This window comes from Psychrobacter sp. 72-O-c, from assembly GCF_904846605.1.
In the GTDB taxonomy this organism is placed as follows: Bacteria; Pseudomonadota; Gammaproteobacteria; order Pseudomonadales; family Moraxellaceae; genus Psychrobacter.
The window spans coordinates 1-26005 of sequence record NZ_CAJHBI010000043.1 but is presented as its reverse complement, the minus strand read 5'-3'; the positions used below and the strand labels follow the sequence as shown (position 1 = coordinate 26005).

At 41.6% G+C, this 26005-nt stretch carries 16 protein-coding genes and 2 pseudogenes; 10 read left to right on the top strand and 8 right to left on the bottom strand.

The window, feature by feature from the left end; genetic code table 11:
* Positions 1-488: 488 nt before the first annotated feature.
* The 4 genes and pseudogenes from JMX97_RS12505 to JMX97_RS12495 form a co-directional block, all read right to left on the bottom strand.
* The gene (locus tag JMX97_RS12505) at positions 489-1796 is read right to left on the bottom strand and encodes an arsenic transporter (RefSeq protein ID WP_201558626.1); all 1308 of its coding nucleotides are present in this window, start codon (positions 1794-1796) and stop codon (positions 489-491) included.
* A 42-nt stretch (positions 1797-1838) separates the two neighbouring features.
* Positions 1839-2546, bottom strand: coding sequence for an arsenical resistance protein ArsH (gene arsH, locus JMX97_RS13845; protein WP_265089463.1), 708 nt, complete (start codon positions 2544-2546; stop codon positions 1839-1841).
* A gap of 99 nt (positions 2547-2645) precedes the next feature.
* Positions 2646-2978 (bottom strand): annotated as a pseudogene (gene arsC, locus JMX97_RS13840) (arsenate reductase (glutaredoxin)); the annotation flags it as partial.
* A 73-nt stretch (positions 2979-3051) separates the two neighbouring features.
* Positions 3052-3402, bottom strand: a complete 351-nt coding sequence (locus JMX97_RS12495) for an ArsR/SmtB family transcription factor (RefSeq protein ID WP_201558619.1) — start codon at positions 3400-3402, stop codon at positions 3052-3054.
* Positions 3403-3981: 579 nt separating this feature from the next.
* Here JMX97_RS12495 and JMX97_RS12490 point away from each other — a divergent pair.
* The 4 genes from JMX97_RS12490 (at position 3982) to JMX97_RS12475 (ending at position 11392) form a co-directional block, all read left to right on the top strand.
* On the top strand, positions 3982-6456 hold the full coding sequence (locus JMX97_RS12490; RefSeq protein ID WP_201558618.1) for a TerB N-terminal domain-containing protein: 2475 nt from the start codon (positions 3982-3984) through the stop codon (positions 6454-6456).
* A gap of 38 nt (positions 6457-6494) precedes the next feature.
* Positions 6495-7817 (top strand): ATP-binding protein, encoded by a 1323-nt coding sequence (locus JMX97_RS12485; RefSeq protein WP_201558617.1) that lies wholly within the window; start codon positions 6495-6497, stop codon positions 7815-7817.
* A gap of 39 nt (positions 7818-7856) precedes the next feature.
* Complete coding sequence (locus JMX97_RS12480) at positions 7857-10154, top strand: DEAD/DEAH box helicase (protein ID WP_201558616.1); 2298 nt, start codon at positions 7857-7859, stop codon at positions 10152-10154.
* 191 nt (positions 10155-10345) lie between these two features.
* Positions 10346-11392, top strand: a complete 1047-nt coding sequence (locus tag JMX97_RS12475) for an NAD(P)H-dependent flavin oxidoreductase (RefSeq protein WP_201558615.1) — start codon at positions 10346-10348, stop codon at positions 11390-11392.
* 846 nt (positions 11393-12238) lie between these two features.
* Here JMX97_RS12475 and JMX97_RS12470 read toward each other — a convergent pair.
* On the bottom strand, positions 12239-13009 hold the full coding sequence (locus JMX97_RS12470) for an IclR family transcriptional regulator (protein ID WP_201558613.1): 771 nt from the start codon (positions 13007-13009) through the stop codon (positions 12239-12241).
* Between the two features lie 233 nt (positions 13010-13242).
* On the opposite strand from JMX97_RS12470, the gene JMX97_RS12465 reads away from it, so the two are divergent.
* The 5 genes and pseudogenes from JMX97_RS12465 (at position 13243) to JMX97_RS12445 (ending at position 21777) form a co-directional block, all read left to right on the top strand.
* On the top strand, positions 13243-14424 hold the full coding sequence (locus JMX97_RS12465) for an iron-containing alcohol dehydrogenase (RefSeq protein ID WP_201558611.1): 1182 nt from the start codon (positions 13243-13245) through the stop codon (positions 14422-14424).
* Positions 14425-14525: 101 nt separating this feature from the next.
* The gene (locus tag JMX97_RS12460; protein ID WP_201558610.1) at positions 14526-16016 is read left to right on the top strand and encodes a CoA-acylating methylmalonate-semialdehyde dehydrogenase; all 1491 of its coding nucleotides are present in this window, start codon (positions 14526-14528) and stop codon (positions 16014-16016) included.
* A gap of 213 nt (positions 16017-16229) precedes the next feature.
* Entirely contained in the window at positions 16230-18737 is a 2508-nt protein-coding gene (locus JMX97_RS12455) for a CoA transferase (protein ID WP_201558608.1), read from the top strand.
* Between the two features lie 86 nt (positions 18738-18823).
* Entirely contained in the window at positions 18824-20473 is a 1650-nt protein-coding gene (locus JMX97_RS12450; protein WP_201558606.1) for a BCCT family transporter, read from the top strand.
* 216 nt (positions 20474-20689) lie between these two features.
* A pseudogene (locus tag JMX97_RS12445) lies at positions 20690-21777 on the top strand (IS3 family transposase).
* A 174-nt stretch (positions 21778-21951) separates the two neighbouring features.
* On the opposite strand, the gene JMX97_RS12440 reads toward JMX97_RS12445, so the two are convergent.
* The 3 genes from JMX97_RS12440 to JMX97_RS12430 all read right to left on the bottom strand — a co-directional run bounded on the left by JMX97_RS12440 (position 21952) and on the right by JMX97_RS12430 (position 25108).
* Positions 21952-22290: a hypothetical protein gene (locus JMX97_RS12440; protein ID WP_201558604.1), complete on the bottom strand. Its 339-nt coding sequence runs from the start codon at positions 22288-22290 to the stop codon at positions 21952-21954.
* Positions 22291-22881: 591 nt separating this feature from the next.
* A complete protein-coding gene (locus JMX97_RS12435; protein ID WP_201558602.1) occupies positions 22882-24399 on the bottom strand; it encodes an ATP-binding protein in 1518 nt (505 codons plus the stop codon).
* Positions 24389-25108, bottom strand: coding sequence for a heavy metal response regulator transcription factor (locus JMX97_RS12430; RefSeq protein WP_201558600.1), 720 nt, complete (start codon positions 25106-25108; stop codon positions 24389-24391). The genes JMX97_RS12435 and JMX97_RS12430 overlap by 11 nt, the downstream gene beginning before the upstream one ends.
* A 337-nt stretch (positions 25109-25445) precedes the next feature.
* Here JMX97_RS12430 and JMX97_RS12425 point away from each other — a divergent pair, with 337 nt between their 5' ends.
* On the top strand, positions 25446-25772 hold the full coding sequence (locus JMX97_RS12425; RefSeq protein ID WP_201558599.1) for a hypothetical protein: 327 nt from the start codon (positions 25446-25448) through the stop codon (positions 25770-25772).
* Positions 25773-26005 lie beyond the last annotated feature (233 nt).

Sequence of the window (26005 nt, the reverse complement as noted above, 5' to 3'; positions counted from 1 at the left end):
CCGATGATGAGGTACAAGCCATTGAGGACAGATTAAATAGCAGACCAAGAAAACGATTGGGATTCAAAACACCAAATCAGGTATTCTATAACATCATTTAGCGTTGCACTTGGTGTGTTAATCTAAGCTTAGTAAAAAAATGAGTAGAACGTTTTATTTTCCAATGGCTCGGAATAACTAAGTGGCTCATGGTGACTCCTAGGTAATGGGTTCGTCTGATAGAGTTTTATCTTGAACTAACCATTTAACTTAACAATATAGACCTAATAATGACACTTATTAACGCTGTTAATTTGAATGATTCTCATTTATATATTATAGCTTAAACACTAAGGTAACAACCTCTTTTATTTTGAACTGACTGTAGAAGATTATATGGCATTTCTACCATAGGAGGTGAGGTATTGATTGCGATCAATTTAGATAATAAGTCGATTGGTCAGCAGCTAGCAGAAAATCATATCTTACTCAAACGCTTGATAACCGATTTATCCGTTTATGACAGGTAACCAAAATACTAAGGCTAAAAGGGTTGCTAATAATACGGGTGGGGTAATGACTAGTCCAATTTTCATATACTGACCCCAGCTAATTTTGTAGTTTTTTTCTGCGAGTACATGTAACCATAATAAGGTCGCTAGACTGCCAATAGGCGTGAATTTTGGCCCTAAATCGTTGCCAATGACATTGGCATAAATCATCAGCTCGCGCGTCGCTGCGGGTACTTGTGCATGGTCAATGGCGAGTGCACCGATGAGGGTTGATGGCATATTGTTCATGACTGAGGCTACGATAGCAGAGAGAAATCCAGTTCCTAACGTGGCAACGACATCGCTTTGTTGCCCTAACCAGTTGAGTATTTGCGCGCCGTATGCGGTTAGTCCAGCATTACCCAAACCATAAACAACCAAGTACATGCCTATTGAAAAAAGTACGATTTGCCAAGGGGCTTTACGCAGGACATCTGGTATAGAAACAATGGCACCTCGACCACCTTGCCAAAAGCGTCCTGCAATCGCCATAAGCAGTAACGCCGCTGTTCCGGTCACCAATGAAATAGGGATACCTAACGACTCAGTCGCAAAATAAGCCACCAGTAATAGAGCCAAAAGCGGAAAGGCGGCTCGAAAAACCAAAGGGTCTTTGATGGCAGATTGTGGTGAAATGAGGTCAGCGGTTGAATAGTGTTTTGGAATGTGGCGAGCATAAACGACCCACAACACCAGTAAAGTCGCTATCACAGATACAATATTCACCGGCACCATGACCGAAGCATAGCGTCCGAAACCTATATCGAAATAATTGGCACTAACAATATTGACCAAATTAGAGGTGACTAACGGTAGGCTGGCGGTATCTGCAATAAAACCAGTGGCAATGATAAATGCTAAGGCTGATTTTGGCGGAAAATCAAGACGCAGCAGAATAGCGATAACAATAGGCGTTAGCAGTAGGGCTGCACCATCATTGGCAAAAAAAGCCGCAATGAACGCCCCTAAAATCACTATCATGGGGAACAGTCGCCGACCTTGACCCTTGCCCCATTTCGTGACATGGAGGGCCGACCAGCCAAAAAATCCAGCGTCATCCAATATTAATGAGATGATGATAAGCGCTACAAAGGTGAAAGTTGCATCCCACACAATATTCCATACAATAGCAATATCCGACCATTGAACCACGCCAAATAGCAAGGCGACTAACGCCCCACCAACCGCACTCCATCCAATACCAATACCCTTAGGCTGCCAAATGACTAAGGTCAAAGTGACGATAAAAATCGCTAGTGCTAACATGAAGTCGCCTTAATAAAACAATGACATTGAAGAGGTTAAATGTTAGATAGGTTTTTGGTTGACGCGCTGTGATACTTCTTCAGCGTTTTCTACTCGCTCTGAATAGCGATCGGTGAGATATGCTGAGCGCCCTCGAGTCATCCACGTGAATTTAACCAACTCTTCACACACATCGACAATGCGAGTGTACAGTGGCGATATTTTCATGCGATCATCATCGTCGAATTCTAAAAAGGCTTTGGGGATAGAGGATTGATTGGGTATGGTAATCATGCGCATCCAGCGTCCCAGAATACGTAGCTGATTAACGGTGTTAAAGCTCTGACTGCCACCGCTGACTTGCATCACGGCAAGCGTCTTACCTTGGGTAGGACGCACGCCTCCTAGCGATAGTGGAATCCAGTCAATCTGCGCTTTCATGATACTGGTGATACTGCCGTGGCGCTCGGGACTTACCCATAGCATGCCTTCTGACCACGCTGCCAGCTCACGTAATTCTTGCACCTTAGGATGATCGGCATCGGTACTATCAGGTAATGGTAGGCCGGCGGGATCAAAGGTACGAACTTCACAACCATACCAACGTAGTAGACGGCTCGCCTCTTGCGCGGCCAGTTTAGAAAATGAGCGTTCACGAAGGGAACCGTATAACACCAATATTTTTGGAGGATATCTAAGGTCGTTTGGGCCAATTAAGGAGTCAATGTCGATTGAGCGCATATTCTCTGGATCGATATTGGGTAAGTCAATCAAATCGATAGATGAATGTATGGCATTGTCTTTATCAAATTGGATGACTTCTCCATCTTCTTTTTTGAAAGTAGTTACTGGATTATTCAATAATTCAAAAACCCGCTCTGAAGGTCGGCATAAGGCAGCGCCTTTATCTGTGACGACAATAGGACGATTGATTAAGATAGGGTGCGCAACCATAGCATCAATGAGCTGATCATCAAATAACGCTGGATTGTCTAAGTCCAGATCCTCATAAGGTGTGCCTTTACGACGTAGCAGATCTCGTGGTGCAATACTCATTAACGTTAGTAGCTCGATCAGATACTCACGAGTGGGCGGTGTTTTGAGATATTCAATCACATTAGGCTGTTCACCGGAAGCTCTTAGTATGGCCAAAGTATTACGAGAAGTACCGCAGTTGGGATTGTGAAAAATGAGCGATGTCATAGTGACCTCAGTTATTATTATTGATGTTATCGTTAGTGTATTTATGGGTCTGATTCTTGACTAGATTAACAATTCAGTTGTTGGTTTTATTGATATCACAGCTACTTAAACGATCTATAAGAGAGGAACACAATTCCGGATGCCCAGCACAGCAGTCCTGCAATAGAAACTGAACGACTGCTTCCATATGCGACAATGAAGCGCGATAGACAATCTGACGACTTTGGCGTTGCGAGAGGACCCATCCAGCTCGCGATAACACTGCTAGATGAGCGGACATCGTATTATGAGGTACAGACAGTTGACGGGCAATTTCACCGGCAGGCAGCCCATCAGGCTCATGACTGACCAGCAATCTAAATGCCTTTAAGCGAGTGTCTTGAGATAGCGCAGCAAAGCTGGCGATTGCATTAGTTATTTCCATATGTCCAATAATACAGACATATTAGAATAAATCAATTTTATTCTAAAAGTAGTTTCAAGCTATTGGGCAATTTTAGCTTTGGTATTTGTATTAGATGTCACAAATTTGCTGACTTCAATTACTCTGAGGAAGATTTCTGTGTTTCATGAGAGTGTTAAAATAATTACTTAATGGATATTCATGAGAAGTGAGACAGTTTTATTTGATTCAGCGATCTGGTATAACTACCTAGCCTTTAATATACTTCAAGCAGTTCAGTGCTAAACCTTACGAACACCATAACGGCGTTTACTATCTTGTCATATGCGTTTGATTTCGTTGGCTTGTTTTAGTGATTTATTTTCACGCTCAAGTTCTTTAATGCGCTGTCTCCGTTTTAAAGTGTGCCGACTATAGCTATGCTTGTCTACCTATTGTAAATAGATAAGACTCTAAATAAATGAATTGCAAATAAACAAACTAGATGCCTTACGTTTGTTGCTAAAATGAGCACTCTTTTACTAACAGTTAATTAATGGGTGTTAATTCAGTGTCGCCATTTTTTGCTTTGCAAGCAACTCAGTATGGATTTTATAGGTAATGAAAAATTTTATTGTAGATGTACTTGCTCTTTTCAAAAAAAAGTATGAGCCTCAAAGTTATAAAACAGGGCACACTAAATTCATAAGATTGCCGCCTGATATAAAGCCGTCTGCCCGCAATGACGAGCCCGTGGTCAGTCCGAAAGTGGCTAATCCCAATAACTTTGCCAGTGCGAATATCCAAAGTAGCCGAAGTCATCAACATAGCCAAAATAAGACCAGAAAACAGAATCATAATAATAATGATGATAGTGTGGATGAGCTGGCGACTTTTATTCTCTCCTCTAATAAACCCACCTATAAGGCTGCTGCAGCGACTCAAAAATTAGGGCGCTGGGTCACAGAGCATGAAGCCCTTACGATCAATAAGCGTCAAATAGCGCGCGGGTTTTATTACGCAGGCACGCACCTTGAGGCCTTAGTCGGTCATATTACTGAGCCTTCATTGATAAATGAGGCGCTGCTGGTGCGTCCGCCTAAAATCATACACCGCATCTCGCCGATCTATAGTGATGAGTCGCTTGGCTACTGGCCAAGTTATGAGCGCTTGTCAGCGGCCTGTCGCGGTGCTTATCTAGACTGGTTGGCATCAGACCGCGCGCATCTCAACACGCCTATCGGCTATGTGTTTATCTACTTTGGCGGCTTTGAGCGTAGAATTATTGAAAATATTAATAATGATACCGTTTCTGACGACGAGTTTATCTCTATCTATAATGAGTTATTACGACTGCATAATGTTTATGGTAAGCAGTCCTCCTTTAACAACTATTCAGTTCGTTTTTTAGAGTTTATGTCCCTTATCCGCTCACCCTTGTTTGAAGATAAGAAAAGAGCCGCGCAACTGTTGCCACCACCACCAGCTAGCAGCCAGAATCTAAAATTCAAGTTGCGTTTAGCCAAAACAGTCGCGTTAAAATCAGCTATTCCTGCGACTTTAGCTTGGGATTGGTTGGTATTTTCTGATCAATATAATTTTAAAACCCCGGCCAAACGCTGCGAAGAAGCGTTCAAAGCCTTATTCGATATCATTTATCAGCAAACCTATCTGAGTGGGTTTATCGTCCCTCCTAACAAAACCAAATTGAAGGTCAGCTATCATGCGGCCAGTCGCTCAATTGTAAGCATCGACCTCACCCTCGCTGATTTGCCAGACCCAAGCGGTCTGAAAGCCCCTATCAAAAAGCTGATAGCGATTGCAGAACAATGCAACTATACTTTGGATGCCTATAGTCGCTATTTGGGTAAAGAAGGCCACTCTGAAGGCGATATAGCCGCCATTATGCTGCTGCCACCAGCGCTTATTCAGCAGCAAGCGCATCAAGAAAAATATGCAGTGATACAAAAATTTCAAACATGGGCTGAGTCTGTTATACAAAATGACGAAGGGCTGACGACGACGAAAGAGTTATGGGCACATTCAGACGAGCCGCTACCGCAAGCCTCAACTAAGTCACTGACTAAAAAACAGAATGAGCTTATCGTAAATTTAGCGGAGTTAGCAGGGTTTGGTATTGTCCCAGATCAACGTTATCATGAGACCAGTCTTAAGCTCGATGGTTATGTGGTGCTATTTGAGGGTGGCCATAGACAAGATTTTCAACCGAATCCGTCTTTTTATCAAGTCAGTTTGGCGCTGAGATTGGGGGCAATGGTGGCGACCATTAACGGTTGTGTTGATAAAAGAGAAGTAGAGACGCTGCTGACAATTATCGATCGAGATACTCAGCTTACCACCATTGAACAAGCATCACTCACGGCTTACCTGCTATGGCGACTAAATACCCCGTCCAATATGGCAGGTCTAAAGGCAAAGCTGGCGACGCTTGATGACCCACATATTAGTTTTATTAGTCGCTTCATTATCTCGGTTGCTTTAGCTAATGGTAATGTCGAACCCGGTCAAATCAAACAAATTGAAAAGTTATATCAGGCTTTAGGACTTGATAAAACGTCTGCGGTTAGCGACATTCATCATTTGACCACCGCTAAAAAGGTAACCACAACGTTGAGTGATGCAGCACAGCAGAAGAGTGCCAATGACAATAGCCATAATAATAAGTCATTTAGTTTTGATGCGGAATTATTAGCCTCGTATGAAAGTGAAACCGGTGACGCTAAAGCAATGCTGGCCAGCATATTTGCGGCAGATAATGACGATCTGGGAACAGATAGTGAGTTACTACCTAATGAACAAGTAGATAACCATACTGACATTAATGCCGCTAACGAGTCCGTTACCAAAGGTTTAGATAGTATTCATAGCAGGCTATATCAGCAGTTGATTAGCAAAGAAGTATGGCAGCGAGCAGAAATTGAAGCACTATGTGAGTCACTAAACCTGATGATAAATGGCGCTATCGAAACTATTAACGATTGGGCTTATGATAATGTCGATGCGCCGGTATTCGAAGATGATGATGAGGTAGTGATTGATTTTGAGATTGTCGAAGAGTTAAAAACATTGGGTTAAATATAAAAACCAATTCTAAAAACTAGCAAGGATAAACAATGGCCAGTAAAAAAATCAGAGCAAAAGAGCGTGACGCTATTATTCAGTCATTGAAGGCAGGAGTCACTCCCAAGGTCGGTATCCAGCATATCCAAGTCGGGCGCATCAATGAGCTTAAAGCGTTAATTAGTGATATTGAACGCGTTGCTGATGGTGGCTCAGCATTTCGACTTATTATTGGTGAGTATGGTTCAGGCAAGACCTTTTTTCTGAGTGTGGTAAGGGCGATTGCGCTTGAGCGTAAACTGGTCACTGTTAATGCTGATTTATCACCTGATAGACGTATCCAAGCATCGTCAGGACAAGCAAGGAATTTATATTCTGAGCTTATGCGTAATCTATCTACTCGTAATAAACCGGATGGTAATGGGTTAGCCAGTGTGGTTGAACGTTTTATTACCGAAGCGCGCAAACAAGCGGATAGCACGGGTGAGGCTATTAGCGATGTCATCCAGCATAAGCTAGCCGAATTGACGGAGTTGGTTGGCGGTTATGATTTTGCTAAGGTTATCGAAGCCTATTGGCAGGGTCACGAAGACGGTAATGATGAGTTAAAAGTGAATGCCATTCGTTGGCTGCGAGCAGAGTACTCGACTAAGACTGATGCCAGACGAGACTTGGGCGTGCGTACTATCATATCTGACGCCTCCTTTTATGATGCCCTCAAATTGATGAGCTTATTTGTAAGGCAAGCAGGCTATCAAGGGCTGCTGGTCAATCTTGATGAGATGGTTAACTTATATAAGCTCAATAGTACCCAAGCACGCCAAGCGAATTATGAGCAGATCCTACGTATTCTAAATGACTGCCTGCAAGGTACCGCTGAGCATCTAGGATTTTTATTAGGCGGCACGCCTGAGTTCTTACTTGATCCACGAAAAGGGTTGTATAGCTATGATGCCTTACAAACGCGCTTAGCCGATAATAGCTTTGCCAAGCAGGCAGGGGTCATTGACTATTCGTCACCAGCACTACATTTGGCGAGCCTTACGCCAGAAGAGCTATACATTTTGCTCAAAAACCTGCGTCACGTCTATGCAGGCGGTGATGAGTCTGAATATTTAGTACCTGATGAATCGCTACAAGCCTTTTTACAGCATTGTAGTCAAACGATTGGCGATGCTTATTTTAGAACGCCTCGTAATACTATCAAGGCATTTTTGGATATGTTAGCCGTCATCGACCAAAACCCAGATATTTCATGGCATCAGCTCATTACCTCAGTATCTATTGACCCTGAAATGCCATCCGATATGGAGATTGATATGAGCGGTATTGGTGGCACGAATGAAGAAGACGGACTTGCCGATTTTAAGCTATAAGCCGTTGGCGACCCTAACAAAGTAGATGAGAGATTACCCTTGAGAGATGCCCACCTTCAGCTAGATAGTCGCATTCAACGTTGGATATTTAATCAAGGTTGGCATGGATTACGCGAGGTACAAGCCAAAGCAATTGCCCCCATTTTATCTGGGAAGACCGACGTGCTTATCAGCGCGGCAACGGCTGCTGGCAAGACGGAAGCATTCTTCTTGCCAGCGTGTAGTGTCCTTGTTAAGTCAGATGATGGACAAAATTCAGACCGACATGGAAAAGAGGGCGAGAGTAACGGAGTAGGGATTCTCTATATTAGCCCGTTAAAAGCACTAATCAATGATCAATATCGCAGGCTAGAGAGCTTAGCCGAATTACTCGATATGCAAGTAACACCTTGGCATGGTGACAGCCCGCGCAGTAAAAAACAGCAACAAAAAAAGTCACCATCAGGCATTATTCTGATTACTCCTGAGTCACTTGAATCATTATTAGTTCGAGATGCAGGCTGGGTAAAGCAAGCTTTTGGCAGCTTAAAATATATCGTTATTGATGAGTTTCATGCGTTCTTAGGTAGCGAGCGTGGTCAGCACTTATTGTCATTATTAACGCGCCTTGAGCACCTCACTGAACGTTTGGATTCACCTATTCCACGGGTCGCATTAAGCGCGACGTTAGGAGATTTAGGAAGCGTACCGAAGTCACTGAGACCTAATCAGTCACTACCTTGCGTCATCATTGAAGAGGATGAGGCAACAGCTAGCATTAAGGTACAAGTAAAGGGCTATGTGCAGCCAAGTAAGTTGGCGCTTGAAGCAGACTCTAAAAACATTAATGTTGAAAACCCTGATGCTAAGAATATGGGTATTGAGCCCCCTTATACCGCCGAGGCGCAAGTTTGTGCTGATTTATACCGGTTTTGCCGGGGTGGAAGTCATCTGGTTTTTGCCAATAGTCGTCAGCGCACAGAGATGATAGCGACAGAGCTTAGTGATTTGTGTGAGCGTAATATTGTTCCTAATGAATTTTTTCCTCATCATGGCTCATTGTCAAAAGAGCTGAGAGAAAGCTTAGAAAAACGACTGCAAAAAGAAGCACTACCGACCACTGCTATATGCACCATGACTTTAGAGCTGGGGATTGATATTGGTAAGGTTGATACGGTTGTACAAGTGACGGCACCGCATTCTGTTGCCAGCTTGCGGCAGCGGCTTGGGCGTTCAGGCAGACGTGGCGATTCAGCGGTACTAAGAATGCTTATCACTGAAGACGAAATTGATAAGGACACAAATCTAATTGACAGGCTACGTCTTAAGTTAATTCAGTCACTGGCGATGATACGACTGCTGATTATCAGTAAGTGGTTTGAGCCTGCCGATACCTCGCTGTATCATTTCTCAACGCTATTACATCAAGTGCTGGCGACTATCGGTCAATGGGGCGGTATTCGTGCTGACCAGCTCTATATGCTGCTATGTAAACAAGGACCGTTTCAGCAAATACAACCGGTGCACTTTAAGTCGCTGCTTATCCAGATGGGGCAGATGCAATTGCTTACCCAGCTTGGTAATCAGCAATTGGTATTAGGGATTATTGGTGAACGCATTGTCGGTCATTATACTTTTTATGCAGTGTTTAAAACCCTAGAGGAGTATCGTATCGTGACGGGTAACAGAACGCTTGGTACCTTACCTGTCGAAACCATGCTAATACCTGAGCAATATATTATTTTTGGCGGTAGACGCTGGCAAGTCAAAGATATCGACATGGATAAAAAGGTGGTCGATGTCATCTCTGTCAAAGGTGGTGGCAAGCCTCCCGCTTTTGGCGGCGGTGGCATGTCGATACATGACCGAGTCCGTCAAGAGATGTATGAGATATTAAGCAACGGCGATTACCGTATTCAAGTGGGTAATCATTACGTAGATTTTGCTGATGAGACGGCAAGGCAACTGTTCTCAGAAAGTATCGATACTTTTAGAAGGTACGATTTGAATAACCAGCCAGTTATAGACCAAGACGGCAATAGCTATATATTTATGTGGCGTGGCGATAAGGTCGTGAACACCTTAGTGGCATTACTGATACGACATGACTTTATCGTTGAGGTTTATGCAGGTGTCATTCGCGTGAATGAAGTTGATTCGATTCAAATCCATCAGTTTTTACAAAAGCTTGCCGCTCAGCCACTGCTATCTGCTATCGAGCTGGCCGAAACCGTACCTAATAAACTGGTTGAGAAGTTTGATGAATACTTACCTGAGGACTTGCTTACTATTGGCTACGGCGCACAAGCGTTTGATATTGGTGGCTTGAAAGAGTGGTTGGCGCGTTTCGGAAAATAAATTCAGCATCAACCTTAGGGTAATGGCTTCAAGCTTGAATTCTCGGGTATATTAATTGCCTTTGTTAGCCATACTCTTTGAACTGCCACGACTATATTGGAGACTGGGTTGTTTGGAGTCAGGCTGCCAGGCCTAACCGATTAAGATCATCATAATACATCGACTCATACTTAAAAGGCGACACATAACCAATGAAATTATTAGACCAACTTGGAATAACTTACCCTATTATTCAAGCCCCTATGGCAGGCGGTGCAACCACGCCTGAACTGATTGCTGCTGTTAGTAATTTTGGTGGCCTTGGCTCGTTAGGGGCAGGCATGACCGCACCAGCTGCTTTAAATAGCCAAATCGATGCGATAAAAACGCTTACTGAGCGACCTTTTATGGTTAATCTAATGGTGCTATCAGATCATGATGCCAGTACTTTCGATACCTCAATGCCAGATTGGCTTACTCAGTATTATAGAGAGCATCATATAGAAGCAGCGCTTCCTGATAGGCCAGCACAAAGTTTCGCTGAGCAGCTACAAGTACTCTATGAAAATCCTGTATCTGTTGTTAGTTTTACTTTTGGTATTGTTAGTATTGAGCAAGTACAGCGTTTACAACAGCTTGGGACTTGCGTTATAGGTACAGCCAATCATCCGTTAGAGGCGCAGGCATGGGCAGAGATTGGTGCGGATGCAGTATGCTTACAAGGGATGGAAGCTGGAGGACATCGTGGTGGTTGGTTGCCAGAAAGCGAGGCCGATCCATTAGGTTTGCTGACTTTGATTGGGCAAACGCGTGCTTGTACGGATATTCCCTTGATTGCCTCAGGCGGCATAATGACGGGGCAAGGTATTAGGGCTGTACAGGCGTCTGGAGCACAGCTGGCTCAGCTTGGCACTGCGTTTTTGACTACCGATGAATCCGGCATTAACGACATCTATACACAGGCTTTACTGGATGCAGGTCTTGGTAATCGGAGTACTGAAACTCGCTTAACTCGGCTGTTTTCAGGCAAACAGGCACGTGGTCTTGTAAATAATTATCTACTTAATTTTGCTGTTTTCGATAAAAAAGATGAACTGCCGCCTTATCCACAATTAAATGCAATGACTAGTCCGATGCGTGCTAATGCTGCGAAAAATGAGGATGCAGAACATCTGTCATTATGGGCAGGACAAGGTGTTACTCAGGTCAGACAAGAGCGTGCCATTACGTTGTTAGAAAGATTGGTGCAAGAGTTATGACTAATTAACGAAGTTAGGAAAAGATTCGACACTGTTAGGCTGCACCGAATTTTAGACAATAAAAAACCCTGGTAAGACGTAGCTTACCAGGGTTTAAATATGGTGGGCCCAGTATCAACTAAACTAAGCAACCAACGTATTGATATTTAAGAGTATTAAATGTTAATAAATTTATTATACCAACCAATATACCAACAATTTATTTAAGCAAATATTTAGTTAACTGGTCGTAGTTATCATTAAATTGTCTGGATAATAAATTGTTTTTTATTGTTAGTTCAATATATTACATGATTAATTTACAATATCTATTCTCAATTTGGCTAAAACCAACCATTGCCTTCAATCTTATAAAGATCAAATTGGGTCATTTCAATCAAACAGCCTAACGATAAATCTAATGACTTATTGTAGGTACTTTAGAAGCTAGTGTAATGAATGCATAGTATTGACCTTATATTTATAAAAGTAGAATTAAGAATAGTTTTTAAAGTTTTAGTTTAAATTGCTTAGTTTAAAGTACCTATTTAAAGTGTTAAGTTTAAAGAGCTTAGTCACGTGATTTTATAGGCAGCATACGAGGTAGAACGTCTGCTTCGGGCGCATCTAAGTAATAATGTTTAAGTGCCCCAGCAATATGCAGGAATATCGCTACCATCAACATATACCCTAAAATGACATGAGTTTACTTTGCCAGTCCTGCCATTGTTAGGTTTTATCAAAGAGTTATGAAAATTTAATCAGATCATAGATTTTATGTCATTATATTTTAAATATTAGATCACAAATGCTTGTGCGATAAAATGATTATAGCTAAGAAGCAATATCATTTTATCGCCAATAATTTTACTGATAGTCTTGATTAAAAACAACGGATAACTCATTAGCTGCTTCTCGCATAAGAGGCACGTAGCTCAACAATTCGTCTAGACTTTTTCTCACTGTCGGACCATGCGTAAACACCGTAGCAAATGCTTGTTGATCACCATTAGGAATCATGACAGCACAAGCTACCATACCTGGAATGAATTCCTCATTATCTATCCCAACTTTAGTGTCGCGTGTTGTTGTAATCGTTTGCATGAGTTGCTTTTTATCTGTTTGCGTATTGGTAGTTAGAGCATGTATCGACATTTTCTCAACGATGCGTTCGCATTTTTCATTCGATAACTGTGATAATAATAATTTGCCACTGGCACTGGCCCAGACGGGAACATGAGTGCCAGAGGGTAAAAATATTTGCAACGGCCAATCCGACATAACACGATCAATATAAACCACGTCTAGATCTTGCATAAGTGCAATACCTACAGTCTCTCCTATTTGCGCTGATAGCTGCTGCAATATTGCCAGTCTTTCGGCTTTGAAATGACTATTTCTCCATAAATCCATAGCCAGCTTATAGGTACGCTTACCACACGTTACTTTTCCAGGTAAATCTAATTGAACAAATCCTAGATTCTGTAGTTGATCCAATAGCCGATACATACTCGGTATAGGTATTTCTAACGTTTCTGCTAGATCACTGACACTCATAGGTCTTTGTGAGCCGGCCAAAATCTCCACTATTTGTAAAACTCGCTCAACGCTTGAGCCCTTTCCCTTAATATTACTCATAGCTCAGTTTAAATCCTTAACCATATGACATTAAATAAATTTACCCATTATAACGATAATATTAATGGGTTTACGTATTGTTATTATAAAAATACTCTGATATATTTACATATCGATAGGATTTTTATCGATATACAATTTATATTAAATATAATTTATATCAAATGGAATTGCTACATTAATAGGAGTGAAGGCACTCTCAATCCTATTATTCAACACAAGGATGGGTCAGTATGTCACACAGTATTCTTCTACCAAGGATAATGGAAATCGGTCGCGATGCCTGTGAAAAGCTTCCGACGATATTAGAAGGTTTGGGTATAAAAAAGCCGCTTATTATTACCGATAATATGATGGTGCAATTGGGCTATGTCGAGCAAATACAAAAAATTCTGAGCAGCGAAAACATCATCGCTGAGGTATTCGCGGATACCGTACCAGAACCGACAGAAAGCTCTATCGAAGCTGGGGTCGCTCTGGTAAAAGCTCAGGACTATGACGGATTAATCGCCTTAGGTGGCGGTAGCCCTATTGATAGTGCAAAAGCCATTGCCATTTTGGGCAAATTTGGCGGAGCGATGCGTGATTATAAATTCCCCCGTCAAGTCAATGAAGCAGGCTTACCTATCGTCGCCATTCCGACTACCGCTGGAACGGGTTCAGAGGTGACACGCTTCACTATCATCACTGATGAAACCAGCAACGAAAAGCTCTTATGTGTAGGCGTGGGATTTATGCCGATAGCTGCGATTGTTGATTACAGTCTCACCTTAAGCGTACCCCCTAGAACGACTGCAGATACTGGCATCGATGCTATGACTCATGCTATTGAGGCTTACATTAGCCCTAAACGCAATACCTATAGCGATCAACAAGCCCTAGCGGCACTGCGACTAATTGGACCAAACATCCAAACAGCCTATCATGATGGCAAAGACGAGACGGCACGTGAAGCCATGATGCTAGGGTCTACTTTAGCCGGCATTGCCTTTTGTAACTCCTCAGTAGCACTGGTACATGGTATGAGTCGACCAATTGGTGCTTTTTTCCATGTCCCACATGGTTTGTCCAACGCGATGCTACTACCAACCATCACCGAGTTCGGTATATCAAGTGCTCCTGATCGCTATGCCGACTGTGCCCGTGCTTTAGGCGTTGCTGAATATAGCGACACCGATATGCAGGCCAATGCCCATCTAGTTACTTTTCTAAAAGATCTGAACAAAGAACTTAAAGTGCCTACTCTTGAGCAATTCGGCGTCGTAAAAGCTGACTTTGATGCGCTTATCAACACCATGTGTGAGCAAGCATTTGCCTCAGGTTCTCCTAATAATAATCCTCGAATACCAAGTCTAGAAGAGATGATTCAACTCTATACCTTGTTATGGGATGACCATAGTAGTGCTGACGCCTGAGCAAACCAATAGATTCATGATTTACTTTTAAATACCTTACTTTTTAATCCACTGTTCTTTTTAACCATCGATAGCCCTAACTCTTTAAAAGGAAAAATACTATGCAAACTGTCGGACATTTTATTAACGGTAATATGATCGTTGAAGACAACCAAACGCAGCCCATTTACGATCCCTCCACTGGCGAGGTGACCAAACACGTCTCTTTAGGTGGTGCCAAAACTATCGATGAGGCTGTTGCTGCTGCCAAAGCTGCTTTTCCAGCGTGGCGTAAAACCCCACCGATGAAACGTGCCAGAGTCATGTTCAAATTCAAAGAGCTACTAGAACAAAATGCAGATGAGATCTGTCGCTTAGTCGGTGAAGAGCATGGCAAAATCAGTCATGACGCGGCAGGCGAGCTACAGCGCGGAATTGAAAACGTTGAGTACGCTTGTGGAGCGCCAGAGCTATTAAAAGGTGAGCACAGTCGTAATGTAGGGACAGACATCGATTCTTGGAGTGAGTTTCATCCGTTAGGTGTCGTGGCTGGTATCACGCCCTTTAACTTTCCGGTGATGGTGCCACTGTGGATGTTCCCTATGGCTATCGTATGTGGCAATACTTTTGTTTTAAAACCCTCTGAACGTGATCCAAGCGCCACTTTATTTATCGCTAAGCTTTTACAACAAGCAGGTCTGCCTGATGGGGTATTAAATGTAGTGAACGGTGGCAAACCAGCCGTCGATGCTATTTTGCATCATCCAGATATCAAGGCAGTTAGCTTCGTAGGGTCTACCCCTATTGCTGAATATATCTATACCACAGCGGCGGCACAAGGCAAACGTTGCCAAGCGCTCGGCGGTGCAAAGAACCATGCTATTGTGATGCCCGATGCGGACTTGGATAATGTGGTTACCTCACTATTGGGTGCAGCTTTTGGCTCATCAGGTGAGCGCTGTATGGCGTTGTCAGTCGCTGTTGTGGTAGGGGATGAGACGGCTGATAAAATGATAGCTGCACTACAGCCTGCCATTCATGAGCTAAAATTTGGGGTTCACTCGAACAAAAACAACGATTTTGGTCCTGTTATTACCGAAGCCCATAAATCTAAGATCTTAGGATATATCAAAAGTGCGGCTGATCAAGGAGCAAGCTTGGTAATCGATGGATCTAATGCTGCACCAGAAGGTTATGAAAACGGCTTCTTTGTTGGTCCTACTTTAATAGATAACGTCACCAAACAAATGAGTAGTTATCAGGAAGAAATATTTGGTCCAGTTCTACAGGTCATGCGTGTGCAAACTATGGAGGAAGCTATAGAGCTCATAAATGATCATGAATATGGCAACGGTACTTGCATCTATACGCGAGATGGGGAGTCGGCTCGTTACTTTGTAGACAACATCCAAGTAGGCATGGTGGGTGTCAATATCCCATTGCCAGTACCCGTAGCGTCTCAAAGTTTCGGTGGTTGGAAACGGTCATTATTCGGTGACCTTGCCATGTACGGACCCGACGGTGTGAGATTCTTCACACGCCGCAAAACCATTACCCAACGCTGGCCTAGTGCGATATTGCGTGAAGAAAAGCAATTCGCTATGCCAACTTAACAATCTGATTTTTAAGGGCAACCGCTTCTATAAGCAGTATTAGCTTATATTTTCGATTAAATAATTGGCGTTTGCTTCTCATTCCTCTTATTAGTGGCCGGACTGCTTGCGCTCTGACTATATAGTTTGATAGCTACTTGTGTCTATGCTGTCGCCTCTCATTAAATTCTGATTTTTCATAGTAGTACCATAAAATTCTAAGGATAGATAATTATGCGAGAAACTTTTGAATTACCACTCATAGGTGTCAAAGTCATCGATTTTGGTCAATATATTGCGGGTCCTGCTGTAGGTATGATGCTTGGCGACTTAGGCGCAACAGTAGTTCATGTAGATCCACCGTCGGGTCCAAAGTGGGATAGTCCAGCTAACGCCGTATTAAATCGCAATAAATTGATGTTAAAACTCGATTTGAAAACTGATGAAGGGTTGGCACATGCTAGAGAATTAATTTTGGAAAGTGACATCGTTATCGAAGGCTTTCGCTCTGGAAAAATGGCAGAAATGGGATTAGATCTGGTTGAGTTGCGTAAAGAACGTCCGCAGCTGATTACGCTGTCAATCCCTGGATTTGCATCGAATGATGAAAAACGCCGTGAGCTACGTGCCTATGAAAGTGTTGTAGCAGCGAGCTCAGGCGTTTTTACTGACATGGGTTTAAATCGGGTGTTAATGGGAATTAATCCATCGTTTTCACCCCTTCCACTTCCCTCTGCTTATGGAGCAATGCTAGCAGGTTCTGCAGTCGTTTTTGCTCTACAAGCACGAGAACAAAGCGGAGTCGGAGATGCTATTGAAGTCCCTCTTGCCGCCGCTGTAATGGAAGGCCTTTGTTACAACTCAATAGAGATTGAAGATTTACCTGAACGTTATTTAACCCAACGTGAAGTTGAAATTCAACGCCGTCGCGTTGAAGGTATTCCCATGAATATGGGCTACGAAGAGTTGCAAGAACTGCTAGATCCTTTTTACCGCAGTTACATGTGTAAAGATGGGCGTATGTTTTACGTGGTATGTCCCAGTCACAAATATCACGCTAAGCGTTGTTTGAAAGTATTGGGGTTATACGATGAATTAATTGAGGAAGGATTGACTGAAGAGGAGGATACTTACTTACCTTCTAGTCAGTGGCAGTCTGATACATCGCTTGGTGTTTATCCAATGCCAAAACATTGGGCAGATCGTATTGCTGAGAAAATGAAAGCTGCTTTTCTAATACGTACATCAAAAGAGTGGCAAAAGATTTTTGGGAAACGGGGTATTCCTGGGGCGCCACAGCGTTGGTTACAGGAATGGATCCATGATGATCATGCTGAAACTACAGGGCTAATGATTGAAGTCGAAGATCCAACTTATGGAAAGATGATTCAGCCAGGCCCAATTGTTTGGTTAGAAGAAAGTGGTGAGATGATGTTGCAACCGCAACCTCCGCAACCTATTGACTTTGATGGCGCGTTAAAAAAATTAAAGAGCATCAAAACCAAGTTGCCTTCAGTCAGTAATACTAATGAAAAGCGTGGTTGGTTAGAAGGTATTAAGGTACTTGATCTTTGTAATGTTATTGCTGGGCCACATTCGGCATGTTATTTAGCACGTTTTGGTGCAGAAGTCATTAAGCTTGATTCTGCGTCTCCACTGTACGACAGTTGGAATACCGTCATTTATGGTATGTCTCAAATGGTAGGTAAACGCTCAATACTTGCTGATATTCGTGAGGGAAAAGGACGAGAAGTGTTTGAGAAGTTAGTTCGTTCAGTTGACGTTATTGTTTGGAATGCAACAGATACACAAATTATGAAAATGGGATTGGATGCTGAAGGCTTAAAAGCACTTAATCCTGAAGCTATATTCTGCAAGCTTGACTGTTTTAGTGGTGTCCGTAAGGGTCCGTGTAGTGATTTCATAGGGTATGACGATGTGGTGCAGGCTTCTACTGGCATCATGTTGCGTTGCGGCGGGGCTATGGATACTCCTGAAGAACATGCACACGTTGGTACCATTGATGTCATGTGTGGCTTTGGTGGCGCAATGAGTATTGGCGTAGCGCTATATCAAAAATATCGTACCGGCCGTATTGGACGCGGTCGTACTTCATTAGTGGCGAATAGTGCATTGCTGCAAATTCCATATTGCTATGACTTTGAAAAGCGTGGTTTATTTGATGAGCCATCAGGTCGTGAAACAAACGGCCATGATGAGTTGACGCGCTTTTACTATACCTCTTCAGGGAATTATTTGTTATTAAACGCTTATGAAGTTGACGTGAAAAACTTTGAAAACGTTGAGGGCTTAGAAGGTTTTAGCCAGTTAGACAAAAATGATCGTGCTGCATTCTTGTCTAGTGCTTTTCAAAAATCGCCTGCTCATGATTGGGTTGAGCGCTTACAAGCTGCTGATATTGCTGCTGTAATTTGTGAGGATCTTAATGCTTTACGTGCTGAATATAGTTACATAGCGGATGGTAACCCAGGCACTGATCGTGGTAGTTATTCTTTTTCAATTTATGAGGACCATCCAAGTGGTCATAAAGTGACACAACTTGATCCGTACGCTATTCGTCCATCGAATAGCATCGTATATGCGCTTTCTCGACCTGAAAAATTTGGGCAATCAACTCGTCAAATAATGAGCGAACTTGGCTATAGCGAGGCAGAAATTGAGGCAAGTATTTCCAGTGGAGATTTGAGTGATAGTTGGAGTAGTGAGTTTTTACCGAGTTAAACTAAATGATATGGATTAAGTGACTCGACGGATCGTGAAACTTGATGCTTATTTAAACGGAAGAAAAACCATCTAAAGGATTAGTCATGAAAGATAAAAACAAAAGACCTTTAACTAACTTGCCGATCAAAGTCGCAACCAAAGGTTTTTATGAGGGGTTTAATAAAGACGTTACGATTACCGCTAAAATTTTACTTGGTATGCTCATTATTTGGGCAGTCATATTTCCCGAAAACTCAATGGCTATACTAGGCTCACTCAATACTTTCTTACTCAATCACTTTTCGATATGGTATATCTTTTCCGTAGCCTTTTTCTTGATTTTAGCTTTGGTTCTGGCCGTTATTCCGCGCTATGGAAAGTTAATTTTAGGGGATCAAGGGGATAAGCCTGAGTTCTCTAACTTTTCATGGTTTTCCATGATCTTCGGCGCAGGTATAGGTGTTGGTATGTTAACCTTTGCGACCGCAGAGCCCATGTATCACTTTGCCAATAATCCTGAAGTCATTCAGGGTATGGCAACTGGCTCTGCTGCCGATAATGTGCGATATGCCTATAAATGGGCATTTCTACATTGGGGATTCAGCGCATGGATTTGCTATTCCTTAGTCGGATTGTCTATGGCGTATTTTTCTTTTCGACGTAAATTACCCCTAACCATTCGGTCAGGTCTTGCTCCATTATTTGGCCAAAAATTATCAGGTAAGCTTGGTAATACAATCGATATTATCGCAGTCATTGCCACTATTTTGGGAGTAGCACAGACATTAGGGTTTGGGGTTGAGCAATTTGTTTCTAGTATGCATCGTGTTGGAATGGGCGATTGGTTACTGAATGCTGATGGCAAGTCGTCAACTGCAGCTATTATCGTTGCGCTTGTAGTTATCGTCGGGGTAGCAACGCTATCTGCTCTTTCTGGGGTCGGTAAAGGTATAAAATGGCTATCTAATATAAACATGGGTTTAAGTCTTGTTCTTTTTGCATTTTTCTTAATATTCGGTTCGACATTCTTCGGTTTACAAGCTTTTTTCTTAGGTCTATTTGACTATGTAGTAGCTCTTCCTGAACTACTAATTACTGTTTGGCAGCCAGATGGTACGGAAGTCGGTGATACACTTGCCACATGGCAAAAAGATTGGTCAGTGTTCTATTGGGCATGGTGGATTGCTTTTGGTCCCTTTGTTGGTGTTTTCTTTGCTCGCATTTCACGTGGCCGTAGTATTCGTGCTTATCTATTCGGTACCGTTATTCTACCTGCTCTTATGTGTTTTATTTGGTTTTCAGTTGTAGGCGGAACAGCGATTGATTTAACGCTCAATGGTACGGCTGGTGATGCTATTTCAGGTGTGGGCCAAGAAGCTCAATTGTTGGCAATGCTTGATGTGATGCTGTCCTCAGGTTTCGCTTGGGGAATGGCAATTTTAGTTTTGGTCTTACTATTGACTTACTTAGTCACCACTTTAGATTCGGCAATTCTAGTTATAAATACTATTACTTCAGGTGGTAACGAAGGTCCAAAAGGTCGCTCACACATTATCTTTTGGGGTGTGATATTAGCATTAGTTGTTGGGGTACTGCTTACAAGCGGAGGATTAGGTGCGATTAAAACTGCTATGGTTATTGGTGCATTGCCCTTTAGTTTTGTTATGGTGCTAATGGGAATATCCCTTATTAGAGCAATTCTCTATGATACAGGTCATGCTAAAGCAGATAATATAAATTCGGTCGACAAATAAACCCCAGTATCAATGAGGTCACCTAAGTAAAATGCTAAACAAAGAAAAGTTGCTAATACTATCTATAATATAGCGTTAGCAACCTTTTTCACTTCTATCAAAATTAGTCACAACGCACATTAATTTATGATCTTAATATTCATATGGTAATCCCCCCTAAAAACAAGAACACTTAGAAGTAGAGATTAACTGCTAAACTACCAGCAGGAGAAACTCATGAAAAAGTCACGCTTTACTGACAACCAAATCGTCAACATCCTCAAATAAGCAGAACAGGGTGTGCCCATTACTGAGCTCTGCCGTGAGCACAATGTAGGCCAAAGCACCTTTTATAACTGGCGATCTAAGTATGGTGGCATGGATACCGCGCTTATCACTCGCCTAAAAGAGCTTGAAGTTGAGAATGCTCGATTAAAGAAGATGTATGCTGATGAGTGTCTTAAATCAGACATCCTACAGGATGCCATGTCAAAAAAGTGGTAGCGCCAGTAAGGCGCAAAGAACTCGCTTGTCACTACATTGAAGATCGTGGCATCAGTATTCGCAGGGCTTGCCACATCTTTAACATCAGCGTGACGGGCTATTACCATAAGTCAGTCGCCTCTGATGAGAATCAACAGATAGCCGACTTGCTTATAGAGCTGACCACCCAGAATAAGAACTGGGGCTTTGGTTTATGCTTTTTAAGCTTACGTAACGTGTTAGGACTGCCATACAACCATAAGCGTGTGTATCGCATCTACTGTGAGCTTGAATTGAACCTTAGAATCAAACCTAAGCGCCGCATTAAGCGTGCCAAACCAATACCACTTGCTGTACCTGTAGCGCCGAACCAAAGCTGGAGCATGGACTTCATGCATGATGCTTTAACTGATGGCAGAGCCTTTAGACTGTTTAACGTGATTGATGATTACAACCGAGAAGCCTTAACGGTAGAGATCGACTTCTCACTACCCGCTCAAAGAGTCATACGCAGTCTGAACCGGTTGATTGAATACCGAGGCCGTCCTACTCAAATAAGGTGTGATAACGGTCCTGAGTACATCAGTAATGCACTCAAAGACTGGGCGATAGAACAAGACATCACAATCAGTTATATTGAACCTGGCAATCCACAGCAAAATGCTTATGTTGAGCGCTATAATAGAACCATGAGGTATGACTGGTTAAACCAAGAGTTGTTTACCACTTTGGATCAAGTCCGGCAGCAAGCAGAGGACTGGTTATATCACTATAATAACGAACGTCCTAATATGGGCAATGGCGGCTTTACGCCTATACAGAAACTAAACCACGCAGCTTAATTCTATTTATTAGGTGTCTTATGGTTGGGGTGATTACCCTATGTCGTACTTCATAAAATAACCCCATAAGTTTTGTCCAACTTATGGGGGTCCGTTCATATAAAAGTTAACCTCTTTTTTTCATAAATAAAACCCCGCTTTAATAGCGGGGCTTTATTTATTTGACGAGGCTAATTAAGAATTTTCTTTTCTATGTAAATTGCTTTCATCAAAATACCATTCTAAAAAACCTTTTTGTGTGAGCTCACGTGCTTTTATATAGTCAAATTCAGCGCCGTTTTCAACGTATTTATCAAGCTGTAAATCAACCGCCGACTTAAACTCTTCATTATTAACATCAAATTTATTATTGTACAAATAGTAATCAATTAAGCCGTCTTTAGTGTCTAAGGCATAATTTACAACGTGCATTTCGGTAGAATGAAAGCGATTATTTTTGTGATCGTTGTCGTTGGTGTAAGAGACTTGCTCTTTAATACTGCAACCGTGATCAATGTCAAGATTAGTAAACATGTTAAACTTTACCTTTTGAGTTGAGTCTATTTTTAAGCCTTCACATCTATATCGACCTGATTAAACTATTGTATCTAATATAGGATGCAATCACAATTCGCTTTTCTACCAAATAGTATTAACAATCTCATTCACTCTATTCTTAGCTATCACATCAAACCCTAATTTTCATTACATTACCTAAGAAAAATACTAAATACGAAAATGTTGTTAACGCTTTATTTAGTATAGCGTTAACAACATTTTTTACTGCTACTAAAGTTTATTTACTACTGGTGTTCATTTATAATCTTAATATTCCTATTACCTTATTATAGAGGTAGTTAGCATCTAAAAAATTACGAGCCAGCCTGTAAAATGACTTTTTTCTAGCGTTATAAGCATAAAAAAGCTTAAAGTTTCTGATAGTAATCAGTGATTGAGAATAATATAAGATTAGTTTTAACTCTTGTTGCCATTTGTAATTCACAAAATGAAACTACTATATAGATTTTTTAGGTTTGAACATAAGGTTACTAGGTCTGAATTAAGTATTTAATGTTAGTGCTTTTAGAACAACTCCGTTTTTAGATTGCCTTCGTTTGATTTCCTCTATCCAGACATTAACAGCTCAACACTGACTTGAAAGTAATAATTATCTTTTACAGTAATACTGACTTGACCGTTATGAGCATGCGCAATAGCTTGAACAATTGATAATCCTAGGCCTGTTCCTGAATGCATATTATTCGTTTTAGGATGACGATAAAAGCGTTCAAACAGTTTATCTGCCTCTACTTGAGTTAATGGTTCATCTAAACGATTAGTGAATACTATCTTTAAATGTTGTGGTTTTGAAGATGATGGTTTTAAAGATGAGGACTTTAAAGCGGATTGTTTTGTCTGTTGTGGATCACTCATGACGCTATGAGTCAGCATGGACGCTTTAACCGTTGATGCCTCAATAGTAATGACGCTATCACTTGCCGCGTAATATATGGCATTTGACATTAGATTGGCAAACAGCCTTTGCAATAAACTCTCATCTCCCAATACGGCATGAAAATCGCCCATCTTCTCGAAAAATATATCACGATCCTCTGCTATCATCTCGTAGTAAGACAGAAGCTTAGTGATCATTGACTCAGTGTCAACACGATTCAGTTGTGAGTCAGTCAGCCCTTTTTGGGTCTTTGCCAACAGCAGCATATTATTGATCAGACTTGATAACTGCTCAAGCGTATCATGCTGATGATGTAGCTGTTCGATATATTCTTCGCTGTCTCTCGTCTTGCTTAACATCACCTGAGTTTGGGTGCTAAGCGTTGCTAGCGGAGTACGCAGCTCATGGGCGATATTATCTGAGAAGCGCGATAGCGATTCAAAATTACTCTCAAGTTTCTCCATCATTAAGTTATAAGACTCAGCTAACGGTCGTAATTCTTGCGGCATGTTACTGACAACCACTCTTTCATGCAATTGTTCAGGATTGATACCCTTCATCTTTTGGACGATAGTAGATAAAGGTGCAAACCCCCAATAAACACTTAATGCCGCTATTGAAACCAGCAGTAGCGTGATCGCAATTAAGATCATACTTAGCTGACGGTTAAATTGTAATAAATACTGATGGTGAACATCAATAGGTAGCGCGATAAGCGCTAATATTTGATCATTTCGAATAATGAGGGCACGGTAATTCCTATTGTCTATAGCCAATACAAACTGCTGTTCATGATGATTTTGCCATAAGGTCAATAAATTAAAATTTTTGGGAAACTCATTAGTAAAGTTACTAGGATTACTTGAAATTAATTGACCATTTTTATCAGCAATAAGGGTTTTTAGATCATAGTCAAGCCAAGAAGAATGCAGGTGATCATCACTTACTGGTATGGCAGAATCAGTCGAATTTGGTAAAGCTGTTTGATCAGCAGCATCTATCACTTGCTTACGAAAATTAAATGCCGCATGAGTAATGATTTCTGAGTCCATTTGTTCAAAGTGACCGCTAACAGAGCGCTGAACCCATATATAAATAATGACTTGAGAAATTACGACGAATATTGTCAACAAGAAGACAGTTCGCCATAGCAGTGGCCAGCGCCGATTTTTGAATCTATAGTTCATTATATTCAGGATCGTCTCCGCTAATGCTAGTATCTAGCGCATCTAATCTGTAGCCCATCCCGCGCACAGTATGTATCAGCTTAGTGCCAAACCCATCATCTATTTTTATCCGTAAGCGACGTATAGCAACATCAATAACGTTAGTATCACTATCAAAGTTGATATCCCATACTTGAGAGGCGATAACAGAGCGCGGCAGCACTTCGCCTTGACGTTCTAAGAAAAACTGTAGCAGAGAGAACTCTTTTGCGGTCAATTTAATGGCAGTATCACCTCTATGTACGGTGCGTTTAGCAATGTCCATTTTTAGATCAGCCATGTGTATGATGGAGCTTTTATAATCAGCTTGATTGGCACGGCGCAACAAGCTTTTTATTCTTACAATCAGCTCAGCAAAGGCAAAAGGCTTGGTCAGATAATCATCACCCCCAATTTCAATACCTTTAACACGATCGCTCAAATCATCTTTGGCCGTTAGAAATAAAACAGGTGTATGCTTGCCAGCTGCTCGATGGCGCTGTACTAGCTCAAAACCATTGACGTCAGGCAGCATCACATCCATCAGTACCACACTGAATTCTTCTATCATTAACGCATGGTAGCCATCTAGGCCCGTCATATGATGATCAACGATGAATCCAGCCTCGGTTAAGCCTTTTTTTATATATTCTCCCAGTTTCAATTCATCTTCTACTAACAGCACTTTCATAGTTTCTCTCCTTAATATTATTATAGTTGTCAACAGCCTATCACCAGCGTTGTTAGCTTATCAAAAGCTCTTGCCATAACTGTGCCCTCTGGACAAAAATATATTCTGATGCTAGCTGTTAATGGCAGAAAAATGACAGCATTGTGTTATTTCTAACAAACATGTCATGTTCCCGTCATTCAGCTGTCAGTCTGCATTTGGTATTCTAAACCAACGATACATAGTCGCTTTGCTTTGATACGGATTGCTTCTATGTGGTGGTGTCAGTAGTTAATAAGCATTTATAAATGCTTATTTCACTTGAACGTCCAATTATTTATCTTTTAAAAGGTTTTATATGAAAAGTTATAGTTCATTAAAAAATGTCGCACTGTTGTCTTTTTCGGTACTAATCGGAATGTCAGCTGCAAATGCGCATACTACAAACTTGGATGCCTCTGTGCTCAGTAATTGTGATGCGGTCACTAGCTTTGCAAAAAACGCAGACCACAATGATGCACAGGTTTCTAGTATACAGATGAAAAGCTATGTCGATGCCAGAGTGGCCTGTCAGGTTCAGCATCAAGATCAACATTTACAATCTGAAGAGTATTTTGTAGATAAATATGGACGCGATCGTGACACGAACGCTGAAGCCATATTAAATGAATACGTTGCGCATTAAAATCCAAAGATGTGAAGATGACGACATTGTAATCTTATTGTCATCTACCAGATAGAATGAATAAGGTATGATCTAAACTGATTTAATAGTCTTAAGCTTAAATAGATTTCAACTCAATCAATAGGAATTAAATATGTGGTTATCTAAATCAATCGTAGCAACTGCTGTCGCATTAGTCGTCTCAACCTCTGCTATGGCACATTCTCCAGAAATGCATGCGCAGAAAGATCAGA

Excerpts from the sequence above, each read along its gene's own strand:
- JMX97_RS12485 (WP_201558617.1), top strand. The coding sequence starts at position 6,495 with ATGGCCAGTAAAAAAATCAGAGCAAAAGAGCGTGACGCTATTATTCAG.
- JMX97_RS12475 (WP_201558615.1), top strand. The coding sequence starts at position 10,346 with ATGAAATTATTAGACCAACTTGGAATAACTTACCCTATTATTCAAGCC.
- JMX97_RS12425 (WP_201558599.1), top strand. The coding sequence starts at position 25,446 with ATGAAAAGTTATAGTTCATTAAAAAATGTCGCACTGTTGTCTTTTTCG.
- JMX97_RS12505 (WP_201558626.1), bottom strand. The coding sequence starts at position 1,796 with ATGTTAGCACTAGCGATTTTTATCGTCACTTTGACCTTAGTCATTTGG.
- JMX97_RS12450 (WP_201558606.1), top strand. The coding sequence starts at position 18,824 with ATGAAAGATAAAAACAAAAGACCTTTAACTAACTTGCCGATCAAAGTC.
- JMX97_RS12455 (WP_201558608.1), top strand. The coding sequence starts at position 16,230 with ATGCGAGAAACTTTTGAATTACCACTCATAGGTGTCAAAGTCATCGAT.
- JMX97_RS12470 (WP_201558613.1), bottom strand. The coding sequence starts at position 13,009 with ATGAGTAATATTAAGGGAAAGGGCTCAAGCGTTGAGCGAGTTTTACAA.
- JMX97_RS12490 (WP_201558618.1), top strand. The coding sequence starts at position 3,982 with ATGAAAAATTTTATTGTAGATGTACTTGCTCTTTTCAAAAAAAAGTAT.
- JMX97_RS12430 (WP_201558600.1), bottom strand. The coding sequence starts at position 25,108 with ATGAAAGTGCTGTTAGTAGAAGATGAATTGAAACTGGGAGAATATATA.
- JMX97_RS12440 (WP_201558604.1), bottom strand. The coding sequence starts at position 22,290 with ATGTTTACTAATCTTGACATTGATCACGGTTGCAGTATTAAAGAGCAA.
- JMX97_RS12465 (WP_201558611.1), top strand. The coding sequence starts at position 13,243 with ATGTCACACAGTATTCTTCTACCAAGGATAATGGAAATCGGTCGCGAT.
- JMX97_RS12435 (WP_201558602.1), bottom strand. The coding sequence starts at position 24,399 with ATGAACTATAGATTCAAAAATCGGCGCTGGCCACTGCTATGGCGAACT.
- JMX97_RS12495 (WP_201558619.1), bottom strand. The coding sequence starts at position 3,402 with ATGGAAATAACTAATGCAATCGCCAGCTTTGCTGCGCTATCTCAAGAC.
- JMX97_RS12460 (WP_201558610.1), top strand. The coding sequence starts at position 14,526 with ATGCAAACTGTCGGACATTTTATTAACGGTAATATGATCGTTGAAGAC.